The organism is Caulifigura coniformis (assembly GCF_007745175.1).
GTDB classification, from domain to species: Bacteria; Planctomycetota; Planctomycetia; order Planctomycetales; family Planctomycetaceae; genus Caulifigura; species Caulifigura coniformis.
Genome location: NZ_CP036271.1, coordinates 117,112 through 142,657 on the forward strand (window position 1 = coordinate 117,112; position 25,546 = coordinate 142,657).

The 25,546-nt window shown below is 64.9% G+C and carries 14 protein-coding genes; 9 read left to right on the forward strand and 5 right to left on the reverse strand.

The window, feature by feature from the left end:
* Window positions 1–49: 49 nt before the first annotated feature.
* Window positions 50–910: a PEP-CTERM sorting domain-containing protein gene (locus tag Pan44_RS00540; protein WP_145026173.1), complete on the forward strand. Its 861-nt coding sequence runs from the start codon at window positions 50–52 to the stop codon at window positions 908–910.
* A gap of 124 nt (window positions 911–1,034) precedes the next feature.
* The gene (locus Pan44_RS00545; protein WP_145026176.1) at window positions 1,035–2,045 is read left to right on the forward strand and encodes a collagen-binding domain-containing protein; all 1,011 of its coding nucleotides are present in this window, start codon (window positions 1,035–1,037) and stop codon (window positions 2,043–2,045) included.
* Here the strand turns inward: Pan44_RS00545 and Pan44_RS00550 are convergent.
* Window positions 2,006–3,511, reverse strand: coding sequence for a PQQ-dependent sugar dehydrogenase (locus tag Pan44_RS00550; RefSeq protein WP_231754185.1), 1,506 nt, complete (start codon window positions 3,509–3,511; stop codon window positions 2,006–2,008). The genes Pan44_RS00545 and Pan44_RS00550 overlap by 40 nt on opposite strands.
* A 181-nt stretch (window positions 3,512–3,692) precedes the next feature.
* Here Pan44_RS00550 and Pan44_RS00555 point away from each other — a divergent pair, with 181 nt between their 5' ends.
* The 3 genes from Pan44_RS00555 (at window position 3,693) to Pan44_RS00565 (ending at window position 7,458) form a co-directional block, all read left to right on the forward strand.
* Window positions 3,693–4,643, forward strand: coding sequence for a DUF1559 domain-containing protein (locus tag Pan44_RS00555; RefSeq protein WP_145026179.1), 951 nt, complete (start codon window positions 3,693–3,695; stop codon window positions 4,641–4,643).
* 62 nt (window positions 4,644–4,705) lie between these two features.
* Window positions 4,706–5,170, forward strand: coding sequence for a hypothetical protein (locus Pan44_RS00560; protein WP_145026182.1), 465 nt, complete (start codon window positions 4,706–4,708; stop codon window positions 5,168–5,170).
* Window positions 5,171–5,235: 65 nt separating this feature from the next.
* Window positions 5,236–7,458, forward strand: a complete 2,223-nt coding sequence (locus Pan44_RS00565) for a G8 domain-containing protein (RefSeq protein WP_231754186.1) — start codon at window positions 5,236–5,238, stop codon at window positions 7,456–7,458.
* Between the two features lie 88 nt (window positions 7,459–7,546).
* On the opposite strand, the gene Pan44_RS00570 is transcribed toward Pan44_RS00565, so the two are convergent.
* A complete protein-coding gene (locus tag Pan44_RS00570) occupies window positions 7,547–8,983 on the reverse strand; it encodes an aldehyde dehydrogenase family protein (RefSeq protein ID WP_145026185.1) in 1,437 nt (478 codons plus the stop codon).
* A gap of 184 nt (window positions 8,984–9,167) precedes the next feature.
* Here Pan44_RS00570 and Pan44_RS00575 point away from each other — a divergent pair, with 184 nt between their 5' ends.
* Both Pan44_RS00575 and Pan44_RS00580 read left to right on the forward strand, forming a co-directional pair.
* Window positions 9,168–10,331 (forward strand): NHL domain-containing protein, encoded by a 1,164-nt coding sequence (locus Pan44_RS00575; protein ID WP_145026188.1) that lies wholly within the window; start codon window positions 9,168–9,170, stop codon window positions 10,329–10,331.
* Window positions 10,332–10,550: 219 nt separating this feature from the next.
* Window positions 10,551–11,555 carry a hypothetical protein gene (locus Pan44_RS00580; protein WP_145026191.1) on the forward strand — a complete coding sequence of 335 codons (1,005 nt, stop codon included), beginning with the start codon at window positions 10,551–10,553 and terminating at the stop codon, window positions 11,553–11,555.
* Between the two features lie 15 nt (window positions 11,556–11,570).
* Here the strand turns inward: Pan44_RS00580 and glsA are convergent, their stop codons facing one another.
* Window positions 11,571–12,521, reverse strand: a complete 951-nt coding sequence (gene glsA / locus Pan44_RS00585) for a glutaminase A (RefSeq protein WP_390620658.1) — start codon at window positions 12,519–12,521, stop codon at window positions 11,571–11,573.
* Window positions 12,522–12,864: 343 nt separating this feature from the next.
* The gene (locus Pan44_RS00590) at window positions 12,865–13,785 is read right to left on the reverse strand and encodes a hypothetical protein (RefSeq protein WP_145026194.1); all 921 of its coding nucleotides are present in this window, start codon (window positions 13,783–13,785) and stop codon (window positions 12,865–12,867) included.
* A 274-nt stretch (window positions 13,786–14,059) separates the two neighbouring features.
* Between Pan44_RS00590 and Pan44_RS00595 the strand changes: the two genes are divergently transcribed.
* The gene (locus tag Pan44_RS00595; protein WP_145026197.1) at window positions 14,060–17,746 is read left to right on the forward strand and encodes a beta strand repeat-containing protein; all 3,687 of its coding nucleotides are present in this window, start codon (window positions 14,060–14,062) and stop codon (window positions 17,744–17,746) included.
* A gap of 100 nt (window positions 17,747–17,846) precedes the next feature.
* Window positions 17,847–23,354: a protein kinase domain-containing protein gene (locus Pan44_RS00600; protein ID WP_145026200.1), complete on the forward strand. Its 5,508-nt coding sequence runs from the start codon at window positions 17,847–17,849 to the stop codon at window positions 23,352–23,354.
* Window positions 23,355–23,378: 24 nt separating this feature from the next.
* Here the strand turns inward: Pan44_RS00600 and Pan44_RS00605 are convergent, their stop codons facing one another.
* Window positions 23,379–25,544: a site-2 protease family protein gene (locus Pan44_RS00605; RefSeq protein ID WP_145026204.1), complete on the reverse strand. Its 2,166-nt coding sequence runs from the start codon at window positions 25,542–25,544 to the stop codon at window positions 23,379–23,381.
* Window positions 25,545–25,546 lie beyond the last annotated feature (2 nt).

Consider the following 25,546-nt stretch of genomic DNA (forward strand, 5'->3'; position numbering starts at 1 on the left):
GGTCCACCTGTTCTCCATCACGGCCAAGGGTGCTGACATGACGCGGGCAATGCGCGCTTCGTTTCTGATGGTGATCCTCGCCAGTTCCGCGAGGACGGCCTCCGCCGAGCTGGTCATCAACGTCAATTTCACCGGTGATTCGCAGTTCTCCGCGGCGTTCGATTCGGCCGCGCAAATCTGGCAGAGCCGGCTTGGTGGATACCAGAACGGATTCGTCGTGAACCGGACGGCGGGAAGCAGCTATCTCAACGGGCAGACCGTATCGGAAGTGTTCATCAACGCCGTGATCGCTCCGGGAGACGGCGTGGGAAATGTTCTCGGCAGCGCTGGACCGTCCGAGCTCGTGCTCGACGCGGCCGGTTTTTATCTCACGACCGACGGGGCGATGACGTTCGATTCGTTTGATGCCCAGAACGTGCTGGACAATGGGAACTGGGAGAACCTCATTCTCCATGAAATGGGGCACGTGCTCGGCTTCGGAACCTTGTGGGAACTCAACGGCGTCTACGACCCGCTGGGCGATCCGAGCCACTTCACGGGAGCGAACGCCATCGCCGCGTGGAACTCCGAATTCGGCCAGACCGGCATGCCGGATGTCGAGCAGGAGGGGGGCGGCGGAACGGCCGGCGCACACTGGAACGAGAACGTGAACGGATCGGGGCCGACCGGAATCGAGGATTCCCTCGGTCGAGACATGCGTGACGAACTGATGACGGGCTGGCTGAACCCCAACTCCTTCATCAGCGACATGACGGTCGCGTCGTTCATCGACATCGGGTTCACGGGTGTCGAAGCCGTGCCTGAGCCTGGGACCCTGGCTCTTTCTTCGCTGGCGTTCGGGGCCGCGGTGGTGCGTCGGAGGCGTTCGCGGAGACGGAAGGACAGCCGTGGAGTCAGGGTTTGCCCTTAATTCGGCGGTTTCTGCCGACAGCGAATTTCCACCGCCCTGGCCGTCCCTACATTTCCCGCAAGCTGCCGTCGCGGGAAACGGGCAGTGGTTTTGAGACGGATCGTCGGGCCTAAGGCGGTTAAGGATGTTGCTGAAGTTGCTGGCTCCGTTCATCGGAGCGAGTTGTGTCTTTGTGTCACAGGTTGCTTTCGCTGAGCTGGTGACCGGATTCGAGGTGGTTGTTGGCGGCAATCTGAGTGCCCAGTCGCAGATTCAGGGACGGACGATCGTCGGCGGAAATGTGCAGGGAGGATTTCCCTCCTTCGGCACCGGGCTGACGCCCGCGGCCAGTTTCAGCTCGACCGACGTGCTCGTTGTTGGCGGGAGCCTGCAATCGAATGGAATCACCATGCAGGCGGGGGACGCCCGCCTGGGTGGCACGCGCGGCTCGGCGAACGTGAATCTCAACGGGCCCGGCAGCGAACTGTTCCAGAACGACGCGACGGCCGCGCCCCGGGCTTCCGCAGCCACCGCAATGCTGCGTTCGGCCTCGGATTACTTCAGTGGTCTCGTCGCCGATAGCGGTATCATCGTGAACGGATCAAACGTCACGTTCAATGCCGCTCCGGGCGCGGACGGTGTGGCCGTGTTCGACGTGCCCGCCGCACTGCTCACGCTTCAGAACGCCAACTTCGCGCTGGCCACGGCCGGACTTCCGGCGGGGACGAGTTACATCTTCAACGTGGTGGGAGCTGTGACGGGGACGCCGATGGGGAACTTCGGCGCCGGTTTCCAGACTGCGGATGTCCGTTCTCACGTTCTCTGGAACTTCGAAGACCAGACGTCGCCCTTATCTCTCAGCCGCGAATGGTACGGCTCGATCCTGCTGCCGGATTCGAACCTGAACACGACCAGCGCCATCAACGGCGGCGTTTATGTCGGAGGCGATTTCACCACGAGCGGCGATGTGCGGCTGGCGGGCTATATTGGGCATGCGGAGTACACGCCCTCGGCCGTGCCGGAGCCGTCGAGCATCATCCTGACCGCACTTGCCGGTGTCGGACTGGTTTCCGCGCGACTTCGACGCCGTTCGTTGTCGCGACGTGCGGCCGCCGTTCAGGGCGCCTCGGCAACGGGAACTTCGTTGAGCGTGTAGTACGCCTCGGCGTGGAGCAGCGGTTCGCCAGCGGCCGATTTCACTCCCGGGGCGGTGAGCGTGTGAACGTGGCCGCGCTGAAGCGACTGGATTCGCAGGCGGACGCTTTTGCCATCGGCGCCGACGGTCGCCGACTCAATTGTCGCGGTGGTCGGATCGACTTCCGGGCTGCCGTAGGATGACTGATAGATGTAGGTGTGCGTCTTCATGGTGTAGGAAGCCGTGTCACCGGCCGTCTTCGCGTCGACGGGCTGCGTGAACGTCAGCTCGAAGCCGTCGGACCGGGCGCGCATTTCGTGGATTTCGAACGGCGTCTTGCCGGTCCAGTCGAGTCGCTCGATCGAGAAGGGCTTCGTGCCGCGCGAGCCCCAGCCGCGATTCGTGCCTCCGACGAACATGGCGCCGCTGGGGCCGAATTCGACCGGCACGGTCCCTGAACCGAAGCCTTCCCGGAAGGGGAAGCACGCGCCCTGGTAGACGCCGTTCACCTTCTCGAGGAAGCAACGCATGACGGTGCTGAACGTCTGGTCGCCGACGAACATCTGTTTCTGGAACGGGCCGAACTTTCCGCCGGAGAGATCGCAGGCGACGCCGCTGGCCGACTGCCCCATTTTCGCGTAGGGGAACAGGATCGCCGCGGGTTCCAGTTCGGGGACCTTCTCGCGTTCGACGATCATCCGCCCGCCGCTTTCGGGCTCGGTCGGTCGTTTTCCCAGGGCCGCGGCGGCGGCGGGGAGGTCGTACCATTTCCAGCCGCCGGGGTGTCCGACGAAGCGGCCGGGCGTGAGGTGCTTGAGTCCACAGGTTCCGTTCCAGGGGCCCTGGTTGTCGGTATAGAAGGGCTCGCCGTCGGCATCAAAACCGATTCCCCCCGGCGAACGGACTCCACTGGTCGTCGGGATCAGCGTGCCATCGGGAGTGATGCGGACGCACCAGCCGCGGTAGGGGACTTCGCTGGAGAAGGAGCCGGTGAGGCAGAGGACGACCCAGAGGTTTCCCACCCTGTCGAACTTCGAGCCGAAGGCGTACTCGTGGTAGTCGCCGCTGATGCCCCAGTCGTCGTTGACGACTTCGAAGACGTCGGCGACACCGTCGCCGTTGGTGTCCTTGATTCGGGAAACGTCGTCGCGCTGGGTGACGTAGAGCCAGCCCTCTTTCTCGGCGAGGCCGAGCACTTCGTGGAGGCCGTGGGCGAAGCGCGAGAACTGCGAGGCTTTGACCTGGGGGGCGAGGGGATCGCGGATCATCCAGATTTCGCCGCGGCGGGAGGAGACGGCTAGTCGGCCATCGCTCATCCATTGGAAGGCACCGGCTTCGAGGACGACATCCTTCGGAACTTCGAAGGTGGTGATGCGATAGAACTCGTTTTCTCTGGCGGCCAGTTTGTCATCGGCCGGGGATGCGGCGGCGGGGAGGAGCGCCAGGAGTGCGAGCAAAGCCAGCCGCGGCAGGAGCGAGTCCATCATCGGCAACCGATTCTATGACGAGGAGAGGCGCGTCACTTCTATTGGGCGGCCACCCCCGGAACAAGCGCACCGCAGGTGATCGGAGGGTCTGGAATGGTCCAAGGGCTTTGACAGGTCGGTTCGACGCGAGGTATCCTTTTTGGCCTGTTGAAACTGAGTCTCAAGTCCGGAAGTCGAAGTCATGAAGTCGAAGTCCCGCGGTTTTACGCTGATCGAGCTCCTCGTTGTCATCGCCATCATCGCGATTCTGATCGCGCTGCTTCTCCCGGCCGTTCAGCAGGCGCGGGAGGCGGCCCGGCGCACCCAGTGCAAGAACAACCTGAAGCAGATCGGGCTGGCCCTCCATAACTACGAGAGCACGCACCGCATCTTCCCGATGGAGACCTATTACGGTGCGGCCCAGAACAAGTACCCGCACTACTACAACAGCTGGATTCCGCAGCTGCTCAGCTTCTTCGACCAGGGGAACCTGGGGAACAAGTACGACCACAACTATTCGTTCTTCGACGACGAGAATCGCGAGGCAATCCAGACACGTCTGGAAGTCTTTTCCTGCCCATCGAGCCCCGGGGGAACTCAGATCACTCAGTACCTCCGCCGCCGCAAGTCGGCGTGGGAAATCCTGACCATTCCCGGCGGGTTTACTGCGGACTACGCCGGGCAGCGGGGCATCGCGTCGGGCACCTATCCGGTCTACGTTCCGGGCGCGAGCAGCCCCACGAATGAGGGAATCTTCGGAGGGGGGCAAGGAACCGGTTTCAAGAACATCACCGATGGCACCTCGAACACGATCATCGTGCATGAATCGACCAGCCGTCATCAGGAACTGGTCAACGACCGCGTGGCCGGCAAGATTGTCGTGAAGGTTCCGGAGTTCGGCTGCTGGTTCGATTACTGGGCGGGTCCGAACGCTGGCTGGATGTACGGATTTCAGGACAATGGGACGACCCAGAAAGGGCCACGCTTCCTCAACGCCACGAACAAGTGGGCGAATCCGTGGTCGTCACACACGGGTGGTGTGCATGCGGCGATGGCTGACGGGTCGGTCCGCTTCCTCAGCGACAACATGAGCAACATCACGTTCATTGGAATGTGCACGGACAGCGGCAGCGAAGTGCTTGGTGAGTTCTAGGCTGCCAAGAGTGCGGCGCGGGCGTGTGGTGTCGAGTCGACCTGGTGCGGAAGTTGAGTGGGATGTTCCGAAGAGTCGTTGCAAGCCTATTGTCAGTGGCGCTGGTCGGTTGCGGAGCGGAGGAGGACGTTCGTCCAGCGCTTCAACCGGCCCAGGGAACGCTGACGATCAATGGCAAGCCCGCGCAGGGCGCCCTTGTCGTTCTTCATCCGGCGGATGGCAAGAACTTCGATTCGCGAGGGAGTCGTCCGCAAGGGGCTGTCGGACAGGACGGGGCGTTCAAGGTCACGACCTACCAGGATGGGGACGGCGCTCCGGCCGGGGATTACAACGTTGCGATCCTTTGGTTCGGAAAGAGCGGAAACGCCAGCGCCGACCTGCTTGCGGGCGCGTATGCCCGTCCTGAACAAACCGGCATCCGCATCACGGTGGCTCCAGGGAGCACCGAACTCGAGCCGATTGAAATCAAAGGGGCGCGGCTGATGGCTGCGCCGGCGAAACCGAGCAAAGACCACGACGGTCTGTGACTTCACCATTTCCTCGCGTCGACTTCGGCGGCGAGACCTCGATTGAAAGAAGGCAGGCCCTGACCATGTCCCTCCAGCGCTCTCGACGTTCGCGTGTCTTCACGTTCGTCATGGGAATAGCGATCGCGTTCGGCTTCATTCCTGCGGTCCACGCGCACGACCATCAGGCTCCGACGACTGCGACCGGCGATGTCATCAAGTCGTCGAAGAGCGGCGCCTGGTCGAGCACGGAAACCTGGACCGGCGGAAAAGTGCCCGCGGCCGGGGCGAAGGTGCTGATCCAGAAGGGGCACGAAGTCCTGTACGACGTGAACTCGGAGGCCGTGATTCGCGGCATCCAGGTCTCCGGCGTCCTGAGGTTCGCGACCGATCGTGACACGCGACTGGACGTGGGGCTGATCCGGATCGAAGCGATCGATGAGTACAGCGAACTCGGTTTCGACTGCGCGCATTTCGATGATGCGGCTCCGCATGCCAAGGGGCCGGGCCCGGCGGACAATCAGCCGTCGCCGCCGGTCGCGCGGGCGGCTCTCGAAGTGGGCCTGCCGGGAGCTCCGGTTCCCGCGGACTTCAAGGCGCTGATCCGGCTGCATTACATCGAGGGGATGGACAAGGAGACGTGCCCGGCGATCCTGTGCTGCGGCGGGCGGATGGATATCCACGGCGCGCCGCTGGAGCGGACGTGGGTGAAGCTCCCCTACCAGACAGCCAAGGTGGGTGAGGCGCGGCTGGTGATGCCGGCCCATCTTCCCGGGTGGAAGAAGGGGGACAAGATCATCATCTCCGGGACGACCCGGCAGTTCGGCTACATCGGGACGCGCTACCGCAAGGAAGGGGAGCAGAACAGCGTCGCTGACAATCCGACGACCGAAGAACGGGTCATCACCAGCATCGGGGGGAAGTGGGGCAACTTCGATTCTCCACTGCAGATCGTCCGGCTCGACAAGCCGCTCGAATTCGATCACCTCGGAGCGGGCGAGTACCGCGCCGAAGTGGCCAATCTGTCACGCAACGTCGTTGTGGAGTCGGCCGATCCGGAAGGCGTTCGCGGACACACGATGTATCACGTCGACTCGGCCGGGAGCATGAGCTACGCCGAGTTCCGGCACCTGGGCAAAGGAGGCGTGCTCGGCAAGTACCCGATCCACTATCACCTGGTCGGTGACACGATGCGGGGAAGCAGCCTGATCGGTCTTTCCGTGTGGGACAGCCACAACCGCTGGATCACCGTGCACGGCACGCAGTACCTGCTGGTCAAGGACTGCATTGGCTATAAGAGCATTGGCCACGGTTATTTCCTGGAAGACGGGACCGAGGTCTACAACATCTTCGACCGCAACCTGGCCGTGCAGGCGCTGAAAGGGAAGCCGCTGCCGAAGCAGGTGCTGCCGTATGACGGCAACCTGGGGTCGGGTTACTGGTGGGCGAACAGCCTGAACACGTTCACCCGCAACGTGGCGGCCGAGTGCGATGAAGACGGCTTCCGCTACGAGGCGGTCGATCGCGACGACATCAGCATGAAAATGCCGATCCTGCAGAAGGATGGTTCGATGCAGGACATCGACATCCGCACGCTGCCGTTCGTGCGGTTCGACCAGAACGAAGCGCACTGCCAGCGGCTGTTCGCGCTGAACCTCGGCGGTTTCCCGGGGGGCAACGGCGGGAAGGACCGCGATGTGGAAGGGGTCGGGCCGGATGTGAAGCATCCGTTCGTGATCCGCAACATGAAGATCTGGAACTCGCACTGGGCCTTCCACGGCGGGACGCCGTCGGTGCTGATGCAGGACGTGCAGATTCACGACTGCGCCTACGGACTGTGGCGGAGCATCATGGATGGCCACGAGCATCTGCGCCTGAACTTTTCGCAGGTGAACACCACCGTGTTCTACCCGCGTTCGATCGGCGTGCCCCAGGAAGATGACGGTTCCTACGGCGGGTACTCGTTCCTCAAGCCGGTCGACGACTTGCCGCCAATCACGGTCATCACGCACATCGAGCCGCAGCCTTCAGGGCTGATCCGCGTGCGGGGCGTCACGACGGACAACTACGACGTCAAGACGGTGGTCGTGAACGGCCAGGCGGTCCGGCCGACGGCGGAGAACTTTGCGGAATGGGAGATCGACCTGCCCGCGGCCGGTCCGGATGCCGGCGTGCGGCTGGTGGCTCACGGCGAGGACGCCGAGGGGAACGTCGAGACGCTGGCTCACCGCCGCGACTTCCACGCTTCTCCGGCGACGAACGAGAAGCCGGCTGAGAAGAAGCTGGTGCGTCACCACGATCATCACTGATCGCAGTCGCTGCGAAGTGGTTTCCAACAAAAAGCAGCCGCCGGGAGGAAGACCTTCCGGCGGCTGCTTTGTTTGATCAGTGATGGTCTCAGTGGGCCGGCGGCGGGCTGGTCTGGAAGGCGCGGTTGCGGAACAGGAAGTCGATGATGTTGCCCTCGTGGGGCTGCATCCAGTGAAGCTGGTTCGTGCGGACTTCGCCGATGTTCAGCCGGTCGATTTGGACGGCATCGATCAGCTCCTTCGACCATTTCTCGTCTTTCGTCAGGGCGGTCACGACGAGGGAGGGGCCGATCTTCTTGAGCATGTCTTTCTGCTCGCACTGCACGACCGAGACGAACGGGAACATGTATTCGGTGTTCGCGATCGGCGGGTCGGTGCTGGCGCAGTGGATGACGGTCGGCCGCAGGTAGTCGTGGTTCGGCTTCTCGATGTGCCTGGGGCCGTTGCGGTACTTCGCGGAGACTTCCGTGACGCCGGGGGCTTTCGACAGTTCGTCGATCTGGGCGTTGATGGCCTTGGCCGCGCCGGGGATCGTGAATGCCGCGAGAGGCGATTTGGGATCGGTCATCGGCAGCGGCTCGACGGGGCCGAGGCGCTTCGCCAGGGCGTCGGCGATCTTGTCGGTATGCCGGCTGGCCCAGATTCCGCTGGCGCTGATGCAGGAGCGGCCACTGTTGAGGAACACGCTGTCGGCCATGAGGTCGACGTACTTTTCCCAGTCGTCGACCATATCGTCGCCGAAGAGGATCTTGGAGAAGCCTGGGCCGTGCGCCTGGACGCGGGGGTCGCCCTTGTAGCGATCAACGGTCTGCTGGCTGCCGAAGATCATCGATCGCGGCGCCATCTCCATGATTGCTCCGCCGCATTCCTGCGGGCCGGGGTAGATGCAGAAGGCCTCGCGGGGGACGCCGGCCTGTGCGAAGGCTTCATAGACGCGGTAGGGGGTCCAGGGTTCGGAGGAGCCGGGTTTGAGGACGAGTCCGCACTGGAGCGGAATGACGGGCATCCACAGGGTGTGGACGCCGGGGGAGTTGGAGGGGAGGACGAGGCCGATGATGGGGGTCTGGGCCTGGTAGCTGACCATGATGCCGCGGCTTTCCATGCCGTAGCCCTTCGAGAGGATGTCGAAGGGGAGTCCGCGGGTGAGGGCCTCGAGGGTGGCCTTCATGTTCTTGAGGACGTAGGCGTTCTTCCGCATGTTGGCGGCGCACATGGCCTCGGGGAGGCCGGTGGTCGCCGACTGGATACGGCAGAATTCCTGGGGCGTCTGCGTGCCGTTGCCGAGGGGGAGCGTCCCTTCGAGGTAGAGGTCGGCCGCTTTCGCGCACATCTCGCAGAGTTGCTCGATCGAGAACTCGCGGAGGATCTCGCGGGCCTTGGCGGCCTTGCGGAGGTCCATCTTGATCAGGCCGGCATTGGCCTGGTGCATGAGGGCGAGCTGTTCGCCCGTTTCGAAGTGGACGACCGGGGCCTTGTCGATCGATTCGTACGGCTTGCCCCAGCGGATGACGGGAATTTCGAGCATGGGAATAGTTCGGCGAGCGGAGGGCCTGGGCCCCCGGGGTAGTCACGCGACGCGATCGAGGGTCGTCGTGAGGGAAGGAACGCGGCCCGTAAGTCTTGCCGGCTGCGGAGCAAGCGTCCAGTTTCCTTGTCCGGAAATTCCCGGACCGTAGACTCGATGCAGGGCCATTTTTGAAGGGAACGCCATGAAATCACAAACCATTGGAGCGCCGACCGTCGTCGCCCGGGCTTTTGACGGGGGCGCGTGCGACCAGCGTCTGAAATCCCGAGGCCGCAGGTTGTGGCCCCAGGGCGGGATTTCGGCCGTGGCGATTGCGGCGATTCTGCTTCCCCTGCCTGCGGCCGGGGCGCAGCCGGTGGTAAAGACGGTGGAACTCGTGATCGGGTCGCGTCTGCCGGCCGAAGGGGGACCGGAGACCACTCCGGCCAGTCCACTCAAGTCGCCGTTCGGGGTCGATTTCGATCCCTCGGGCTCCATGTTCATCGTGGAGCTGGAAGGGGGCCGTGTTTTCGAACGGACGCCGGATGGGAAGATCCAGCACATCGGCGGCGACGGTTCGAAATCGTATGCGGGGGACGGAATGCCGCTGGCGCGGGCGACGTTCAACGGGATGCACAACGTGGCCATCACGAAGACGGGACGGATGCTGATTGCCGACACGTGGAACAACTGCGTCCGCGAGGTCGACCTGAAGACGCGGACGATCAAGACGCTGGCAGGCTCGAGCCAGCCCGGTTTTGCGGACGGCCCTGGTCTCGAGGCGCGGTTCAATCACGTGATGTGCGTGACGCTCGACCCGGCCGAAAAGGAACTGCATATCGCCGACATCAACAATCGCCGGATCCGCGTGCTGAACCTGGAAACGAATGTGGTGCGGACGATCGCGGGCAACGGGATGAAGGGGGTTCCGAAGGACGGGACGGCGGCGCTCGAGGCGCCGCTCGTCGATCCGCGGGCCGTGGCGGCTGATTCTCACGGGCGGGTGTATGTCCTCGAGCGCGGTGGGCATGCGGTCCGCCGGATCGATCCTGAGGGAGTGATCCGGACGGTGGTGGGGACGGGGAAGGCTGGGTTCAAGGATGGCCCTGCCCGCGAAGCACAGCTCAACAGCCCCAAGCATCTATGCGTCGATGAGCAGGGGCGGGTGTACATCGCCGATGACGCGAACGCCGCGATCCGGTGTTATGACCCGGCGACCGAAACAGTGACGACGTTGCTGGGCCGCGGGCAGGGGGATGCGCGGATCACCCTGAAGCGGCCGCATGGCGTGACGCGGGAGAAGAACGGGCTGTACGCGCTGGATACGTATCACGACCGGATTTTCCTGCTGGAGCTGGGGGATGAGTGACCCGCGGCCGGCGCTATCGGCCAGCGGCGCCGCGCGCGTAGAATGCGGGCCGCATTTTTGACGTCCTCACTGAGTGGCCATTGCTTGAGGAGTCGTCCGGTGATGCTCAACACGCTGTGGGTAGCGCACATTTCGCAGACCGGTCTGGTTCGTGGGCCGCGTGCCCGGCGAAGCCGTTCAGCGCTGCAGCCTGTACAGATGCTTGAGGCGCGGTGCCTGATGTCGGCGACAGCCAATCTGCAGGCTTACCGGCCGGTCACGCAGTTCATCGATTCGTCGGCCTACCCGATCAGCGAAGCTGACGAATCGAGTGCCACGCTGGGGGCGGGCATTCGGGTGAACGGTGACGACGACAACGGCAATGGTCGGGCGGACTACCTTGACCTGCTTCCTTCAGCTGCGGCCGACAATGATCTCGTCCGCGTCGACGTCATCGGGGAAGGGACGACGTTCGTCGTCAGCTGGACGGGGTCGCTCGCGGTGTGGACTTCGCCGTTGAAGGATGCGGCGATCATCAATGGCGGCAGCGTCGGGAACGGGCAGTCTTTGTGGGTGGAGTACGTCAGCCAGGCGCATACCGTCGGGGCTTCGACGCAGCTTCAACTGGAGGTGAGCGACGGAGCAAGCGTCGCGACGGACACGGTCGTGTTCCACAGCTTCCAGAGCGTCGTGCTGGCGATTGCGGGGAACACGCAGGAGCCTTCGCGCTTCGGGGATCCGACTCTCGGCGTGTACACGATCGCCGGGGAACTCTACCGCCAGGGTTACGACGTGCAGCTGTACGCCCATCACGAGGTGCTGAAGACAGGGAAAGGGAAGGTCTACGACGATGTGGTCAGCGGCGTTCTGAGCAGGAACGTGAACTCGGTGGCGATCATCGGTTACAGCTGGGGGGCGGGGGCGGCGTACAACCTTTCCAATGCACTGAAGAAGACGAAGACGCTGGCGCCGGCCGGCTACCGGCTGACGTACACGGCGTCGATCGACGGCATCAAGCACCGTTCGATCAGCGCGGAGACGCGGAAGCCCGTGGGGACGGCCTATCACGACAACGTCTACCAGCGGCGTGACCTGCTCCCGCGCGGGAACAAGGTTTCGGGAGCACAGAACCTGAACGTCACCCTGGCGTCGTGGGGGACGCATCTCCGCCACGTCACCATCGACGATCACCCGACGGTGCAGCAGCTGCTGGTGGACAACCTGACGGCGCGGGTCATCGCGTGACGGGTCGTCGAGCGCTCAGTTCTCGAAATCTTCTTTGAGAGTTTTTCCCCGGAAACCGGCTTCGAAAACGTGGAGGCCGTAGCGCTGGGAGAGTTCGCGGCAGACGGCGACGCCGCGGGCGCTGTTTCCGCGGGCATCGATCCGCGGAGAGAAGACTCCGATTCCGAACTGACCCGGGACGACAGCGATGATTCCACCGCTGACGCCGCTCTTCGCGGGGAGGCCGATGCCATAGGCCCAGCTTCCGGCCGAGTCGTACATGCCGCAGGTGAACATGATGCTGAGGACGTCTTTCACGTACTCGGCGCGGATGGCCTGTTCGCCGGTGATCGGGTTCACTCCGGCGTTGGCGAGGGTCGCGCCCATGACGGCGAGGTCGCGGCAGTTCACCTGGATGGAGCACTGCTGGAAGTAGAGATCGAGCGTCTCATCAATGCGGTCGCTGATCATGCCGAAGTTCCGCATGAGGTGGGCGATGGCCCGGTTGCGGTGTCCGGTGGCGCGCTCGGAGTAGAACATCGAGTTGTCGAAGTGGACCGTGCGGCCGGTGTAGCGCTCGAAGATCTTGAGCAGGCGGGTGAGGCGTTCGGGGAAGTCCCGACCGTCGATGAGGTCGGCCGTGGCGATGGCTCCGGCATTGACGAGAGGGTTGAAGGGGCGGTTGGTCTGCTCATCGAGCAGAATCGAGTTGAAGGCCTCGCCGGTCGGTTCGACGTTCACTTTTCCGAGGACATGTTCGCGGCCGTGATCTTCGAGGGCCTGGCCGAAGACGAACGGTTTGGACATGGACTGCAGGCTGAAGAGCTGGGCGGCATCGCCCACTTCGAGGACACGCCCGTCGATGCCGACGATCGTGATCGCGAAGAGATCCGCGTCCATTTTTGCCAGCTCGGGGATGTAGGTGGCGACGCTGCCGTCATTCATCGTCGCCAGGCGGCCATGGAGTTCGCTGAGGAGATCGCGCAGCGTTCCGGTTCCCGTGCGATGGGTATGGGCCAGGAGGTCTCCAGAAGAATCAGGTGCGTCCAAGACTGCGTGTCTCTTTCAACAGGGTCGGGGCGAGGTTGGCGCATAGGGTCTCAGGCGCGGCGCCCGGCGACAACAGGTGGAGGCGGCGGCTATCGGGACCGGCGCTCCGCGAGGATGGGAGCGGTTCGTTGAGAAGACGAGAGGAGTTTCAGGACTCCTCACCCTCGTTGGACGCTCGAAGCCGAAGTGTTCGTCGCTTGCGGAGGCGAGAGAGAAGCCTTGCGGGGAAGTCGTGGCCACGATCTTCGACGCGCTGGCGGGGCCGGCGCCACCCCGCCATTCAGCGGTTCAGGTCGGCCCCGTGGGGGTAGGCGTGACAGGTCGGGCAGTCGCCGAGCGTGGTCACGCAGCTGCAGGGCGGGGTCACAAGCAAGGAGTAGGGAAGGAGGGCCGTGCGGCCAATGAAGCTTGCGGCCGAGACTGCCGGCTGACAGACGCCATGCCCGATCCCGCAGCGTTCGAGATTCGCCTCTTCGAAGTAGAGTGGGTTGTGCGCGAAGCAGTAGAGGTAGCGGGACGGGTGGGCCAATGCGAAATACGACCCCGAGATGAGATGTGGCGTTCCACCTGGCGACAGCTCGGCAGCGAGGTCGGCCGGTCGAAGTCCGGCCGTGTCCTCCGGTTCGACCAGACCGATCTGCCGCAGAGGTTTATTCAGCGTCCGCACGCGGACCTCGTCTGCCGGGAGGGATTCGTCGGGCGACGTGGGCGGCGGCGTGACGGCGTCAGGGCTGTCAACCTGAGCCAGGCGAATGTCGGATACGACGGTTGCTGCGACGGACGGCTGCGGCGTTTTGGTGGTTCCGGCCGGGAAAGGTTGTGGCTGTTGGGCGATCGGTTCCTGCACTGCTTGCCGAGGCGCCGGAACCGGGGCCTGGTTTTCGAGTTCCTTCCGCCGCTGCGCCTCAAGCCGCCGTTCGAGGCCGGGGTGGTTTTGGGGAGTGGCCGTGAGGTCGCGTGGGGTTTGCGAGGGGGCCTCCGGGGCGACCCGGTCGCGAAGGCGTGCGCGGAGGGCGCGGCGCACCGCCCGCGGTTTCGTCATGTCGCGAGGTTCGTCCGGGGCCATCGTGGGATCGGCCGGGGCGACCGTAAATCGGTTGGCTGAAACGCCATCGGCGAAGGCGGGGACCAGCGGGAGGGAGAGAATCTGTCCGAGTGCCAGAAGACCGCGACAGGCCGCCGCTCGCGTCAGTCGGGTCATGGCGAATGCTCCTTGGCGGGCTGGTTTCGGTCGCGTCTCCAGAAATGGCCGGCGGCGTCCAGAAACGCCGGGGCATCCACAGTCATCGAATCCGGGAAACCTGCATCTCGACCCAATTCCCATTGAACGACCTGACCGGAACAAACCGCATGAAAGTCGCGAGATGCGTGGGAGTTGCGGTTGAAACAGGTCTCCCAGACTGCCTAGTCTGAATCGTGCGGTCCGATCGAGTGCCACGTCCCCATTTCACTACCGCCCGTACTGACGTTGCTGCATGGGACTTGCTGCCCTTTCGAAACGCCTGTTGGCTCAATTGCGCGTCCGCGCCCCGGAGACCGATCCGAGACGACGTACGCCCCAGCTCCTCGTGCGCGGGCTGGAACGCCGGGTTGTGCTGGATGCGTCGGTGGCTTTGGGGAGCGGCAGCGTCGACCTCGGAGCGTTTGATCCCGGGACGACGGTCACGGTGACGCAGGACGTCTTCGATCTCAACGGCGACAGCTCGGACGAGAGCGTGTACCGCTTCGAACTCGACGCAGGGACGTGGACGGACGGGTTCGCGGATCTCGTGGGTGGGATCGACCTGGATGGCGTCGCCGGAGTGGATGCGTTCGTCGACGGAACGAACCTGTACGTCAGCGCGTCGTTCCTGGAGACGAACGCGGGGGGAGTCTCGATCGGCGCGGACGGCTCGGCTCCGACGATCGTCCTGGGGGACAATCTCACGACTGCGGGAGACCAGGACTACGGCGGGGCGGTCGGGCTGGCCCAGGACGTGGTGCTCAATGCGGGAGTCGGCAACGTCCTGTTCACTGGTTCGGTGAGCGGTCCCTTCTCGCTGTCAATCGAATCTTCAGGAGTGACGACTTTCCAGGCGGCGGTGAATGTGGGTTCGCTGACCACGGACGCCGGTGGGCAAACGTCCTTCACGCCCGGCGTGGGATCGGTGACGACGACCGGAGTCCAGGTGTATGGGGACACCGTGGTGCTGGGCTCGGATCTCGTGATGACAGGATCGCAGGTCGAGTTTCAGGATGACCTGAACGGGCTCGATCATTCGCTGGACATCCACGGCGACGCCGTCCTCGGGCAGGATGGGGGAGACCTCGTTTTCGGCCTGGACCAGCTTTCGATTACGGGCGCGACCACGATCAACGCGGGTAATATCCAGACACTGGCCGATCAGAGTTATGGCGGCGACGTCACGCTGGGATCGAACGTCACCCTGACGGCGACCCAGGTGGAGTTCGCGGGCAACGTCGACGGGGCCGGGAACGGGTTGGAGATTCAGGGCGACGCCGTCCTCGGCGACAGTGTCGCGGATGAGGTGACGAACCTGTCCTCGCTGCATGTGACGGGCGACTCAACGATCGCTGCGGGGTTGGTGTCGTCGACGGGGGAGCAAACGTTCGACGGGAATGTTTCCATCATCAACGACATGGAGTTCGAAGCGTCGCTGGTGACGTTCCATGGCGACCTGCTCGGCGGCAACAACGACGTCACGATCACGGGGGACGCGCAGCTTGGTGACAGCACGCTGGATTCCGTGTCGGGGCTCGATTCGCTGATCGTGACGGGCGATGCGACGGCCAACGCCGCGCTGGGGCCGTTTGCGACCAACGTCGAGTTTCGCGGCGACCTGACGCTGGGGCGGGATCTCACCCTGGATGCGCCGGACGTGCTGCTCGGCGGCAATGTCATCGGAACGGGTCACTCGCTGGCGATCGTCGGGACGGCGGTCCTGGGGAATGATGCGGGGGACACCTTCTCAGGACTGGCGTCGCTGACGGTGACAGGACCGGCCGCGACGATCGGCGCGGGAAGCATCGAAACGACGGGCGTGCAGACCTACGACGCGCCGGTGCAGCTGGCGGCGGACGTCAGCCTGACGGCCTCGGTCGTCACGTTCCTCGGGCAGGTGGTCGGAGGGGGCCATTCGCTTCAGATCGCGGGGGACGCCAGCTTTGGGGATGACGCGGCCGACAGCGTGACCGGATTGAGCACGCTGACGGTGGAGGGGGCAACGACGTTTCACACGAGCGTGGTGACGACCTCGGGCGGGCAGACATACAAGGGCCCGGTGACGGTGGCCTCGACGAATGGCCTGCTGTCTCTCACCGGCGGCGGCCCGATCGATTTTCAGTCGACACTGCTCCTCTCGGCCGACCTCACGGTGGTGTCGGGAGATGACGTGACGTTCGGCGGCGCGGTCGATGGGGCGCACGACCTGATCGTGAACACCTCGGGCATGACGGCGTTCAACGGAGCGGTCGGGGGAACGACGGCGCTCGCGTCGATCACCACCGATGCGGGGGGGACGACGCTGATCAATGGCGGTCTCATTCGAACATCGGGCGACCAGTTTTATGGAGACGACGTCGAGCTGGGGGCCGGAGTCCACGAGCTTTCCGGAGGCGTGATTCACTTCTTCGGTCGGGTCGACGGACAGGTCCAGGGACAGGGGGGGCTGGCGATCACCAGCGCCCAGGCGGTGGTGTTTGATCGGGCGATCGGGTCACTGCGAGATCCGGCCTCGATCCAGGTACGGGCGGTCGACCTCACGTTCGCCGACGGCACGTTCATCGATGTCGCCGGTTCGGCGGCGGAGAGTGTGCATCTGGTGGCGACGGGAACACTCGTGCTTCCGGTGGGCTTCGTGGTCCGCGCGGCGCTCGGCGCAGGAGGTTACGAAGGGGTGGCCAACACGTTCCTTCCGCGGCCGTCTCCGGGCGCGACCGGGACGGCCCTCGTTGAGCTGCCGCATGACCGGCCGATCTATTCGTCGAATCCGAATCTCGATCAATCGGCGACCGGGACGATCGAGATGGTGGTGGGTAATGCGGGGGAGAAGGGGCTGCGGGTTTTCGTCGACTGGGGGGATACAGTCAGCCAGGGAAATCGATTCGAAGGGCCGGGAGGCTGGGCCGATGGAGACGGGCTCGGGGACAACGATGACCCGGGCGATCTGTACGCGATCGAGGGAGGGTCGACTGTCGAGCTGACCCACACGTACACCGCGCACGACATCCAGCGACAACTGCTCGTCGACAACACGTTCGATGTGAAGTACGCCGTCTTTCAGCACGAAGCGATCGTCATCGAAGCGGCGCGGGTCGAACAGGGGGCGCAGTCGCTGGGAACGGCGGGGGGCGCGTTGAATGTGCTGACATCGACGATGGTGTTCAGCGGGCCGGGTGGTCCGCGGTTCGAGCCGCCCGATCCGGCGACGGTTCCGAATCTGGTGAACGGGACGGCCGGGGTGCAGATTGCTCCGCCGTCGGGGTCGGTTCCGTTCGAGTTTCCGATCGCACGTCCCGAAGTGGCTGTTCCGCCCAACAACGAGCTTCCGCCGCTCGACCCGCTCGTCACGCTCTCTCAAGTCACGATGGACGAGGGCGCCTCGTCGTCGCCGGTCGTGGGCCGGCAGCAGCGGTTCGTGCTGCGGCTGCTTTCTCCCGACCCGACAGCGCCTCCACTGGCGGAAGTCGACCTGCCGGCCGACTCGTTCCAGGCCGATCGGCTCCAGCGGCTGTTTCAGGAACTGCCGGACGGGTCGTACGAAATCGACCTGCTGCTTGGAGAGAACACCGAGCGGCCGATCCTGCGGTTCGACATCCGGCAGGGCCGTCCGGTCGTTCCGCAGGAATCACTCGATGGCGGTCAGCTCCGGCTCGAAGAAATCCAGGACACGCTCAGGAAGCATTCCGAACCCCAGTCGCCGGCCGTGGAAACGACGGCCATTGAGAATCGGGAGGCGGACGGCCTTGAGAGGGACGTGGAGGCGGAGGAATCGGCACAGCCGGACTCCGACGTGGCCGTCGAACCGGGAAACTCATCGCGAGTGGTGGAGCCGGCCGGTAGGATGAGCAGTCGCCTCGAATGGCAGCTCCGGCGCGGCGCTGAGACCGGTGACGGCTCGCTGTTGCTGGCGAGCCGGCTCGCGCGGCGAGTGCGCGGTTGAGCCTGGAGGCCTTGTCGGTGAGCGCCGTCCATGGGAGCCATCGGGAGGAAGCGGTCCTCTGCGGGGATTGTTCAATTCATTTCCGTTGTTGAACTGAGTGATGCCGTCCGATCCTCCACAGCGACCTGTCGACGGCGGCGAACACGGCGCTGACAAGACGTTCCAGATGCCGCTGGAGGCCGAAGGAGAAGGCCAGGTTTCGCCTGATCCGCAGGCGCACGAGGCGACGATTCAGGAACAGCCGGGCGGCGATTCTTCCTTCAGCTCGCCCGAATCGACGATCAGCGAAGCCGCGCCGGCACTGCGTGCCGATGCGACGTTCCAGATGCCGGTCGATGAGTCGGCCGGAGAAGCGCCGCGCGACTCCAGGGCCTCCGAGAGCTGGCATACGCAGACGGTCAAACTCGACGCGGACGATGGATCGCGGACGATCGTGACAGGCATACCGGACGTCGAGGAGTCGTCGATCGATCCGGCCGGCCGGACGTTCCAGGAGTCCGGTTCCGGGTCGGGAGTGGAGTCTGCCGGTCGCTCGGACGCTTCGCAGACGGTGAACCTCGATTCGCTCGACGCGAGCGAACGCGAGCGGATCGAATCGGGGGTGACGCTCGGCGGACAGAAGTCAGCGTCCGGATCGACTCCGTTCCAGCTCTCCCGCGGCATGGAAGGAGAGATGCTGCTCCAGCCGCGGCAGATCGGGTTCATTCAGAACGGGGCGGGGCAGACTGCGGATTACCTGATCAACAAGGTGCTCGGCGAAGGGGGGATGGGGACCGTCTACCTGGCCGAGCAGTTGTCACTCGACCGGTTGATCGCGCTCAAAGTCATCAAGCCGCTGCCCGCGGCGGACCGGGCCAAGCTGCAATCGAGCAACCGGCTGGCGTCGGCCGAGAAGCAGCGTCGCGACCTGTTCCTCTCGGAGGCGCTCGTGACCGGAGCGCTCGACCATCCGAACATCGTTCCGATTCACGATGTGGGCCGGGCGGATGACGGGTCGCCGTTCTACTCGATGAAACGTGTGGAGGGGCAATCGTGGCGGAACGTGCTGGCGAAGAACTCTCTGGATGAGAATCTCGAGATCCTGCTGAAGGTGTCGGATGCTGTTGGATTCGCGCACGCCCGCGGAGTGATCCATCGCGACATCAAGCCCGAGAACGTGATGCTCGGCGAGTTCGGCGTCGTGATGCTGATGGACTGGGGGCTGGCGATTGTCACGCCCACGTTCCCGAAGTATGGATCGCTGCGGCAGGCGAGTGGCTTCGGCGGTTCCCCGGCCTATATGGCGCCGGAGATGGTGGGACGTGCGGAAGACCTGACTCCCGCGGCCGACATCTACCTGCTGGGCGCTTCGCTGTACGAGATCATCACGGGGAAGGCGCCGCATCCGCGTCCGGGCGGGGAACTGACGGGCTGGGCCAGCGTGCGGGCGTATCTCGATGACGTCGTGAAGCTGAACGTCATCGCTCCGCCGGAACCGCGTCACCAGGGCGAGTTGATGGACATCGCTCTCAAGGCGATGGCCACGCAGCCGGAATACCGTTACCCGACGGTGAAGGAGTTCCAGCGCGCGATTCGGGGTTACCGCTCCCATGCCGAAAGCATCGCGCTGGCGGCCCGTGCCCACCTCGATCTCGAGAAAGCGATTCAGTCGCAGGACTACGCCGATTTTGCCCGGTCGCAGTTCGGCTACGAAGAAGCGCTGGAGATGTGGGAGGGAAATGTCACGGCGCAGGCGGGGTTGATGGTGGCGAAGCGCCACTATGCCGAAGCGGCCCTGGCGAAACAGGATTTCGACCTGGGGCTGTCGCTGCTCGATCCGGGCGACCACGAACACCAGCCGTTGATCGCCAGGCTGAAAGAAGGCCAGGCGGAACGGGCCGGGCGCGAGCGGCGTCTCAAGATCGCTTACCGGACGACGATGGGGCTTTCGCTGCTGCTGATTGCGGGCGGCCTGTTTTCACTCAAGCTCATCAGCGATGCGGCGACGGCCCGTGAAGAGGCCATCGCGGCCTTCCGTGAGAAAGCGACGGCCGAGAAAGAAGCGGTCGCGGCGAACGAGGAAAAGGAGACTGCGCAGCGCGAGGCGGCCGCCACGGTGGCCGCGGCCGATGAACGCGTGAAGCAGGCGGCGACGGAAGTCGCGACGGCCGAGGTGCGGGCGACACAGCTCGAAGAGCAGGCGGTGGCGTCGTCGAAGAAGGCGGAGGCGGCGGAGCAGGAGGCGATGCTCGCCGTCGTTGCCCGGAAAGAGGCGGTGGACGCCGCGACGGCCGCCCGCAGCGATGCCGAACAGGCGCAGACGCTGGCGAGCAAGGCGCGGAAGGCGGCGGACGATGCGTCGAAGCTCGCACGCTCCGAAGAATACGTCTCGCAGATTGGCCTCGCCCGCACGCGAATCGAGCAGAACGAATTCGAAGACGCCCGCCGCATCCTGGAAGCGATCCGCGAGCGAGCTCCCGCGGACAAGCCGATGGAATGGGAATGGCGCTGGCTGTGGCGTCAATGTCATCAATCGCTCGGCGACGCCAGGCTCTCTTCCGGCGGCGCCGATGTCACGGTCCAGGAGAACGGCCAGGCGTTCGTGGCTCTCGACGGCGGCGCGGCGCAGCCCGTCAGCATCGCGAACGGTCTCTCGGTCGACGGGCCCGCCTTGAGCCCTCCCGCGGAGACGCGCGGCCAACTGGCTGCCGTTTCTCCGGATGGCTCGCTGGTGGCCGTCGCCGGCGCTGACGCAGCGATCCACCTGTTCGATGCAAAAGACCATGCCCCTCAGGGGATACTCAGCGGGCATCAGCCCGGAGCCGCCATTCGCCGGTTGCTGTTCCTTCCGGATGGGCGTCTGCTGAGCACGTCCGATGACCAGACGGTCCGGCTGTGGGATCCACAGACCGCCCGCGAACTGGCGACTGGCTGGCATATCGCTCCGGTTCGGGATGTCGCGGCTGTTCAGACACCGGCTGGCTTGCGGGTCGTCACGGCTGTTCGGGATCTTCGTGGCGGGGCAGTGCTGGTCTGGAACTGGACTCCTGCCGACGAATCGCGGCTGCAGCTGCGAGGCGAGTTCCGGGAACATGCCGCCCCGGTCACGGCCGTGGCTGTTTCGCGGGATGGTCGGCTGGTCGCCAGCGGCGACATCCGGGGGCGGGTGCTGGTGTGGCCGGCCGATGAAGTGACCCGGGCCGATACGCAGGATGCTCTGCGCCGCGCTGTTCGCGTGATGCGGAGCGGCGCGCCGGACCGGAGCCAGGACGAAGCCCGTTCCATCGCCAGGGAACTTCACGAGGTCCGCAGGTCGCCGGGGCTGGCGCTTCAGTCGTCGTCGTCGACCCGGCCGGCCCATGCGGATGAAATCACGCGGCTCGAGTTCAATCGGTCGGGTGACCTGCTCCTGAGCGCGTCGGCCGACTACACGGTCAAGACCTGGAGCATTGCGGACGGCGCGGTGCGCAGGACTCTTCTCGGACATGGGGCGGGAGTCACGAGCGCGGTGTTCGCGGAGAACGATTCGAGGATCATCAGCACCGGCGCCGATCGATCGGTGCGGACGTGGGACGTTGCCGCGAACGACCTCACTCCAGAGTTCCGCGCCGATGCCACCTCGAAGCTCCAGGCGCATTTCGACGAAATCTGGTCGGCCTCCTTCGACCCGACCGGCAAGCGCATTCTCACTGCGGGGCGCGACCATTCCGCCCGGATCATCGAGTTCGATTCTGCGACCTCATCCTTCAGGAATGTCGGAGAGCTGGTCGAAGAGGAAGGGAAGCCTGCGGCCGTCGATCCCTCGCTCGTCGAGGGAGCGCGTTGGGTGGCGTTCAGCATGGCCGTGCGGGCGGATGCCCGCCGGCTGTATGTGGCGGACACGGAAGGCTTCATCCGTGTGTGGGACATGGAGCGGGCGGTCGAAGTCGCGTCGATCCCTCACACCGGCCGCAACTTCGCCCTGGCGATTTCACGGGATGGCAAGCGTCTGGCGACCGGTTCAGAAGACTCGGCCATCGCTGCTCGCCTGTGGCCGCTCAACGAGAACGGAGCGCCGACGGGTGACAGGCCTGTCGATCTCATCGGCCCGACGGGAATGCTGAGCGCCGTTGCGTTCTCTCCAGATGGGAAGACCGTCTTCACCGGGACAGTCAAACAGACGTCGGGCATCGGCACGCTCTGGGATACCGAGACAGGCCGCGAACTTACCGTCGTTCCCCGCCTTCGGGCGCGCGTGAACGCGGCCGTGTTTTCGCCCTCGGGCGACGACCTGTTCGTCGCATCCGACGACTCGGCCGTCGTGCAGTACAACATCCCCCGCGGGGAAGTCGTGCGGACCTTCCCCCTGCCAGGGTACGTGACGGATCTTTCCCTCAGTGACGACGGCCAGCGGCTGCTGACGGTCAGCATGCTCGATGCGGCGACTGGCGCGCGTTCGCGGCTGACCCTGTGGACCGTTCCGCAGTCGGGCGAGGAGCCCCAGGCCGCTCTGCTGTCGGAATCGCAGTTCGTGAAGAAGAACGCGCCGACGGCCGACGATGAGATTCTCTCGGCCCGGTTCATGCCCGGGGGAGTGACGGCGGTCTCCGTCCACCGTTCACACGATCGGCGCGTGAGCCAGGTGCGGCTCTGGAATCTCGCGGATGCCGGCAAGCCTGTCGTCGAGCGCGTGCTGCGCATTCCGACGACGATTCCCGCGGCCGACCTCGCGACGGTGGTCCGCGATCCGAAGTCGCAGACCGACAAGCTGCTGTCGCTGCATCTCGATTCCGTGTTCCAGTGGAACCTGAGAACGCTGACGCACGAGTTGAGCTTCCGGCAGGCCGCGGCGATTACAGAAGCGGCCTTCTCACCGGACGGCCGCTGGATTGCGACGGGAAGCCGGTCGATCGTTCTGTGGGACACCGTCTCGCGGAAGTCGATCGGCAAGGTGGAGTCTCCTCACGAGGGTGCGGTCACGACGGTTCACTGGGATCCCTCCACTCCCGGCCGTTTCGCCAGCGGAGGAAACGACGGCAAGGTGCGGTTGTGGACAATGTCGGCGGATGAGGCGGCGCCAAGGGCGGTCGCGACATTCGATGCAGACTCGCCGGTGCGGCGGGTCCGCTGGTCGCGTAACGGGCGGTTGCTGGCGGTCTGCGATGATGGACGGGCCCGCGTGTGGAACGTCGCCCAGGCCGATCAACCCGCGATTGTTTTCTCCTCTGGCGAGTCGTCCCCACTGCTGTCCGGCGCATTCTCACCGCGTGGCGACGCCATTCTCGCCGGCAGCGGATCGGGTCTGGCGTACGTCTGGAAGCTGGACGCCGGAGACCGTGACCGGCCCTGGGCCGTGCTTCGCGGGCATGCGGATGCGGTCGAGGATGTGGGCTTCCTGGCGAATCCGGAAGATCCCGACGGAGAACTGCGGTACCTGACGGCGAGCCGCGACCGTTCGGCCCGGCTGTGGTCGATTGTCGATGTGAGCGGCCTGTCGCAGGAGGAGCCGGTGCGTGTCCGGGAAGTGCTTGCCCTGCGAAAGCACGACCTCGGTGTCACGGCGATCCAGGCAACACCGGATGGACGAACCCTGATGACGGCCAGCCTCGATGGCCGCGTCATCCTGTGGCCCACCGGCGACGATCGCTGACGACTGGCCAGCGCCAGGGAACTACTACAGGTCGATGCGAAACGTTTCCGCAAGGAGCGACAGCGTCCGCGCCGCGATCGAAGCCCGATCGCAGGTGATGCGGGCTGTTCCCAGTGACCCGATCGCAGTCCGCAGCGACGGATCGTCGAGGCGGATGCGAACGCGGTACATCGGCTCGAGCGGTGTGGCCGAAGAGCGGTCCGGGGAGGGCATGGTCGGGGTCCGTCGCGTCGCCACCAGTTCGCGGGGAAGCTCCTCAATTGGCGCGGGCGAGATCTCTTCGACAATTCCTGTTCGAGCGTCGCCCGCCATGCCGTCGATCGCGAGCCGGACGTTCTGGGCGCTTCTGACCAGTTCGATCTTTCGCTGGCTGACGCAGGCCGTGGCGGAGATCGCTCGTGACGAGCTGACAATTGCCAGACAGGTTCCCTGCCGGAGGGTACAGCCGAGGTTCTCGGCATCGAACGGCGTGCCGCGCCAATACGTCGTATCCTGCCGTCGCGAGGGAGTTCGCGGCGAATTCGGCGGGGGGAGGAGAATGCCGTCGCAGGGGCTTGCGACCTGCAGTTCCCGGGCGGTGCGACGGGCGAGGAGCAGCCGCTCTTCGATGGCGGCCAGCGACTCGACCAGAGCCGGAATCTCTCGTCCGGCCTGTTCCTCAACGGTTCGGCGGACGCGGGCCGACTCAAGCCGACGTTCCGCGACCACTTTTCGGGATTCCAGTTCGGCGAGTCGACGCGTCGTTTCAAAGTCTTCGAGGACGGCGATGATTTCGCCGGTCTTCACGGCGGTTCCCGCCGGCAGCAACGAGCGCAGGATACCTGGCGTCTGGATGAAGACGGATTGCGACGAGGCAGGTTCGACGACAAAGTCGGCCTGCACGCTTTGCGGAAGGGGGATGAACGCCGCCAGCGAGAAGAGGCCTGCGAGCACGACCATCGTCGCAGCGGTGCGCGAAGGCCGAACGGTGCGGCGGAGGAGAGAATCGCGCAACGGCCTGAGCGCGAACCGGGCGCCGCCCTGGACGAGGCCCGCCGCGACGACCATCGCGAGCACGGCCGACAAGGCTCCTGCACCGCGGGCATCCAGGATGGCATGAATGGCCCAGAGCATGCCCGCCAGGACGATCAGTCGATAGGCGAACGAAGCCGCGCCGTACGTTGCGAGGGCCAGGTTCTCACGGTCAGTGCCGACGTCACGAGGAATTGCGTAAACCGCTCGCTCCCACGCGGCGTTCCACCAGGCCGCACCGCGCGAAGCGAGATTGGGCAGGCCAAGGAGGTCGACCAGCACGAAGTAACCATCGAACCGCAGCAGCGGGTTGCCGTTAATCAGCAGCGTGTTGATCGAACAGGTCGCCATGACCGCCAGGCAGATCGACTGAATGGGCCCGGGATGACTGAACCACCACAGCCACGCCGCCACGGCGGCCAGGCCGAGTTCCGCGAGCATGCCGGCGGCCGAGATGAGAATTCGCTTTCGAGCCGAGCGCAGCAGCCAGGCGTCCGAAACGTCGCAATAAAAACAGGGCATGAAATAGAACAGCATGACTCCGCATTCCTGCACGCGGACCCCGAAGCGGTCGGCCACCAGTGCGTGCGCGAGTTCATGCACGATTTTGCAGGCGAGGAGGACCACGACAATTGTGACTGCCATCGAGGGCGTGCTCCACGCCTCGGCCGCGGGCCAGCGTGCGGCCACGTCGTCAAACCGAGTGATCATGAGTCCCACGGCGGAAAGCAGGGCGATCATCCAGAGCGCAATCGCCAGCGGTGAAAGCAATGCAGCGCAAAGAGGGCGCAGCGCGGCAATCAGTCCGGCCGGATTGAACAGCGGCAGCTTCCACGAAAGGGCCGACCAGAAGCGGCGTGAACGAGGTGCGCCGTCGACTTCCGCGACGCTCCTCCCTCCCCGAAGCAGCAGCAGACCGCTGCGGCGCGCTTCCGCCAGGAACCGCAGGAGGGCCTCGGTTGAGAAGAACTCATCCGGCCGCGACTGGCGAACCGCAGCCAGCATGTCGCCCGGCGTCCGCTCCTCATCCAGCAGCCTGAGGATCGCGAACTCCCGGGGATCGAAGTGGAAGAAGCGGCCGGCCACGGGATCTTTGACCACGTGCATCAACCCGGAGGCCGTGTGGACAGTTTCCCACAGCAGGTCGGGTCTCAGTCGCCAGCGGACGGAGTCTGTCATCT

Bases quoted from the DNA above. Each gene is read 5' to 3' on its own strand.
- Pan44_RS00540 (WP_145026173.1), top strand. From the start codon at position 50: ATGCGCGCTTCGTTTCTGATGGTGATCCTCGCCAGTTCCGCGAGGACG.
- Pan44_RS00560 (WP_145026182.1), top strand. From the start codon at position 4,706: ATGTTCCGAAGAGTCGTTGCAAGCCTATTGTCAGTGGCGCTGGTCGGT.
- Pan44_RS00565 (WP_231754186.1), top strand. From the start codon at position 5,236: ATGTCCCTCCAGCGCTCTCGACGTTCGCGTGTCTTCACGTTCGTCATG.
- Pan44_RS00590 (WP_145026194.1), bottom strand. From the start codon at position 13,785: ATGACCCGACTGACGCGAGCGGCGGCCTGTCGCGGTCTTCTGGCACTC.
- Pan44_RS00545 (WP_145026176.1), top strand. From the start codon at position 1,035: ATGTTGCTGAAGTTGCTGGCTCCGTTCATCGGAGCGAGTTGTGTCTTT.
- Pan44_RS00570 (WP_145026185.1), bottom strand. From the start codon at position 8,983: ATGCTCGAAATTCCCGTCATCCGCTGGGGCAAGCCGTACGAATCGATC.
- Pan44_RS00555 (WP_145026179.1), top strand. From the start codon at position 3,693: ATGAAGTCGAAGTCCCGCGGTTTTACGCTGATCGAGCTCCTCGTTGTC.
- Pan44_RS00550 (WP_231754185.1), bottom strand. From the start codon at position 3,511: ATGATGGACTCGCTCCTGCCGCGGCTGGCTTTGCTCGCACTCCTGGCG.
- Pan44_RS00575 (WP_145026188.1), top strand. From the start codon at position 9,168: ATGAAATCACAAACCATTGGAGCGCCGACCGTCGTCGCCCGGGCTTTT.
- Pan44_RS00605 (WP_145026204.1), bottom strand. From the start codon at position 25,544: ATGACAGACTCCGTCCGCTGGCGACTGAGACCCGACCTGCTGTGGGAA.
- Pan44_RS00600 (WP_145026200.1), top strand. From the start codon at position 17,847: ATGCCGTCCGATCCTCCACAGCGACCTGTCGACGGCGGCGAACACGGC.
- Pan44_RS00595 (WP_145026197.1), top strand. From the start codon at position 14,060: ATGGGACTTGCTGCCCTTTCGAAACGCCTGTTGGCTCAATTGCGCGTC.
- Pan44_RS00580 (WP_145026191.1), top strand. From the start codon at position 10,551: ATGTCGGCGACAGCCAATCTGCAGGCTTACCGGCCGGTCACGCAGTTC.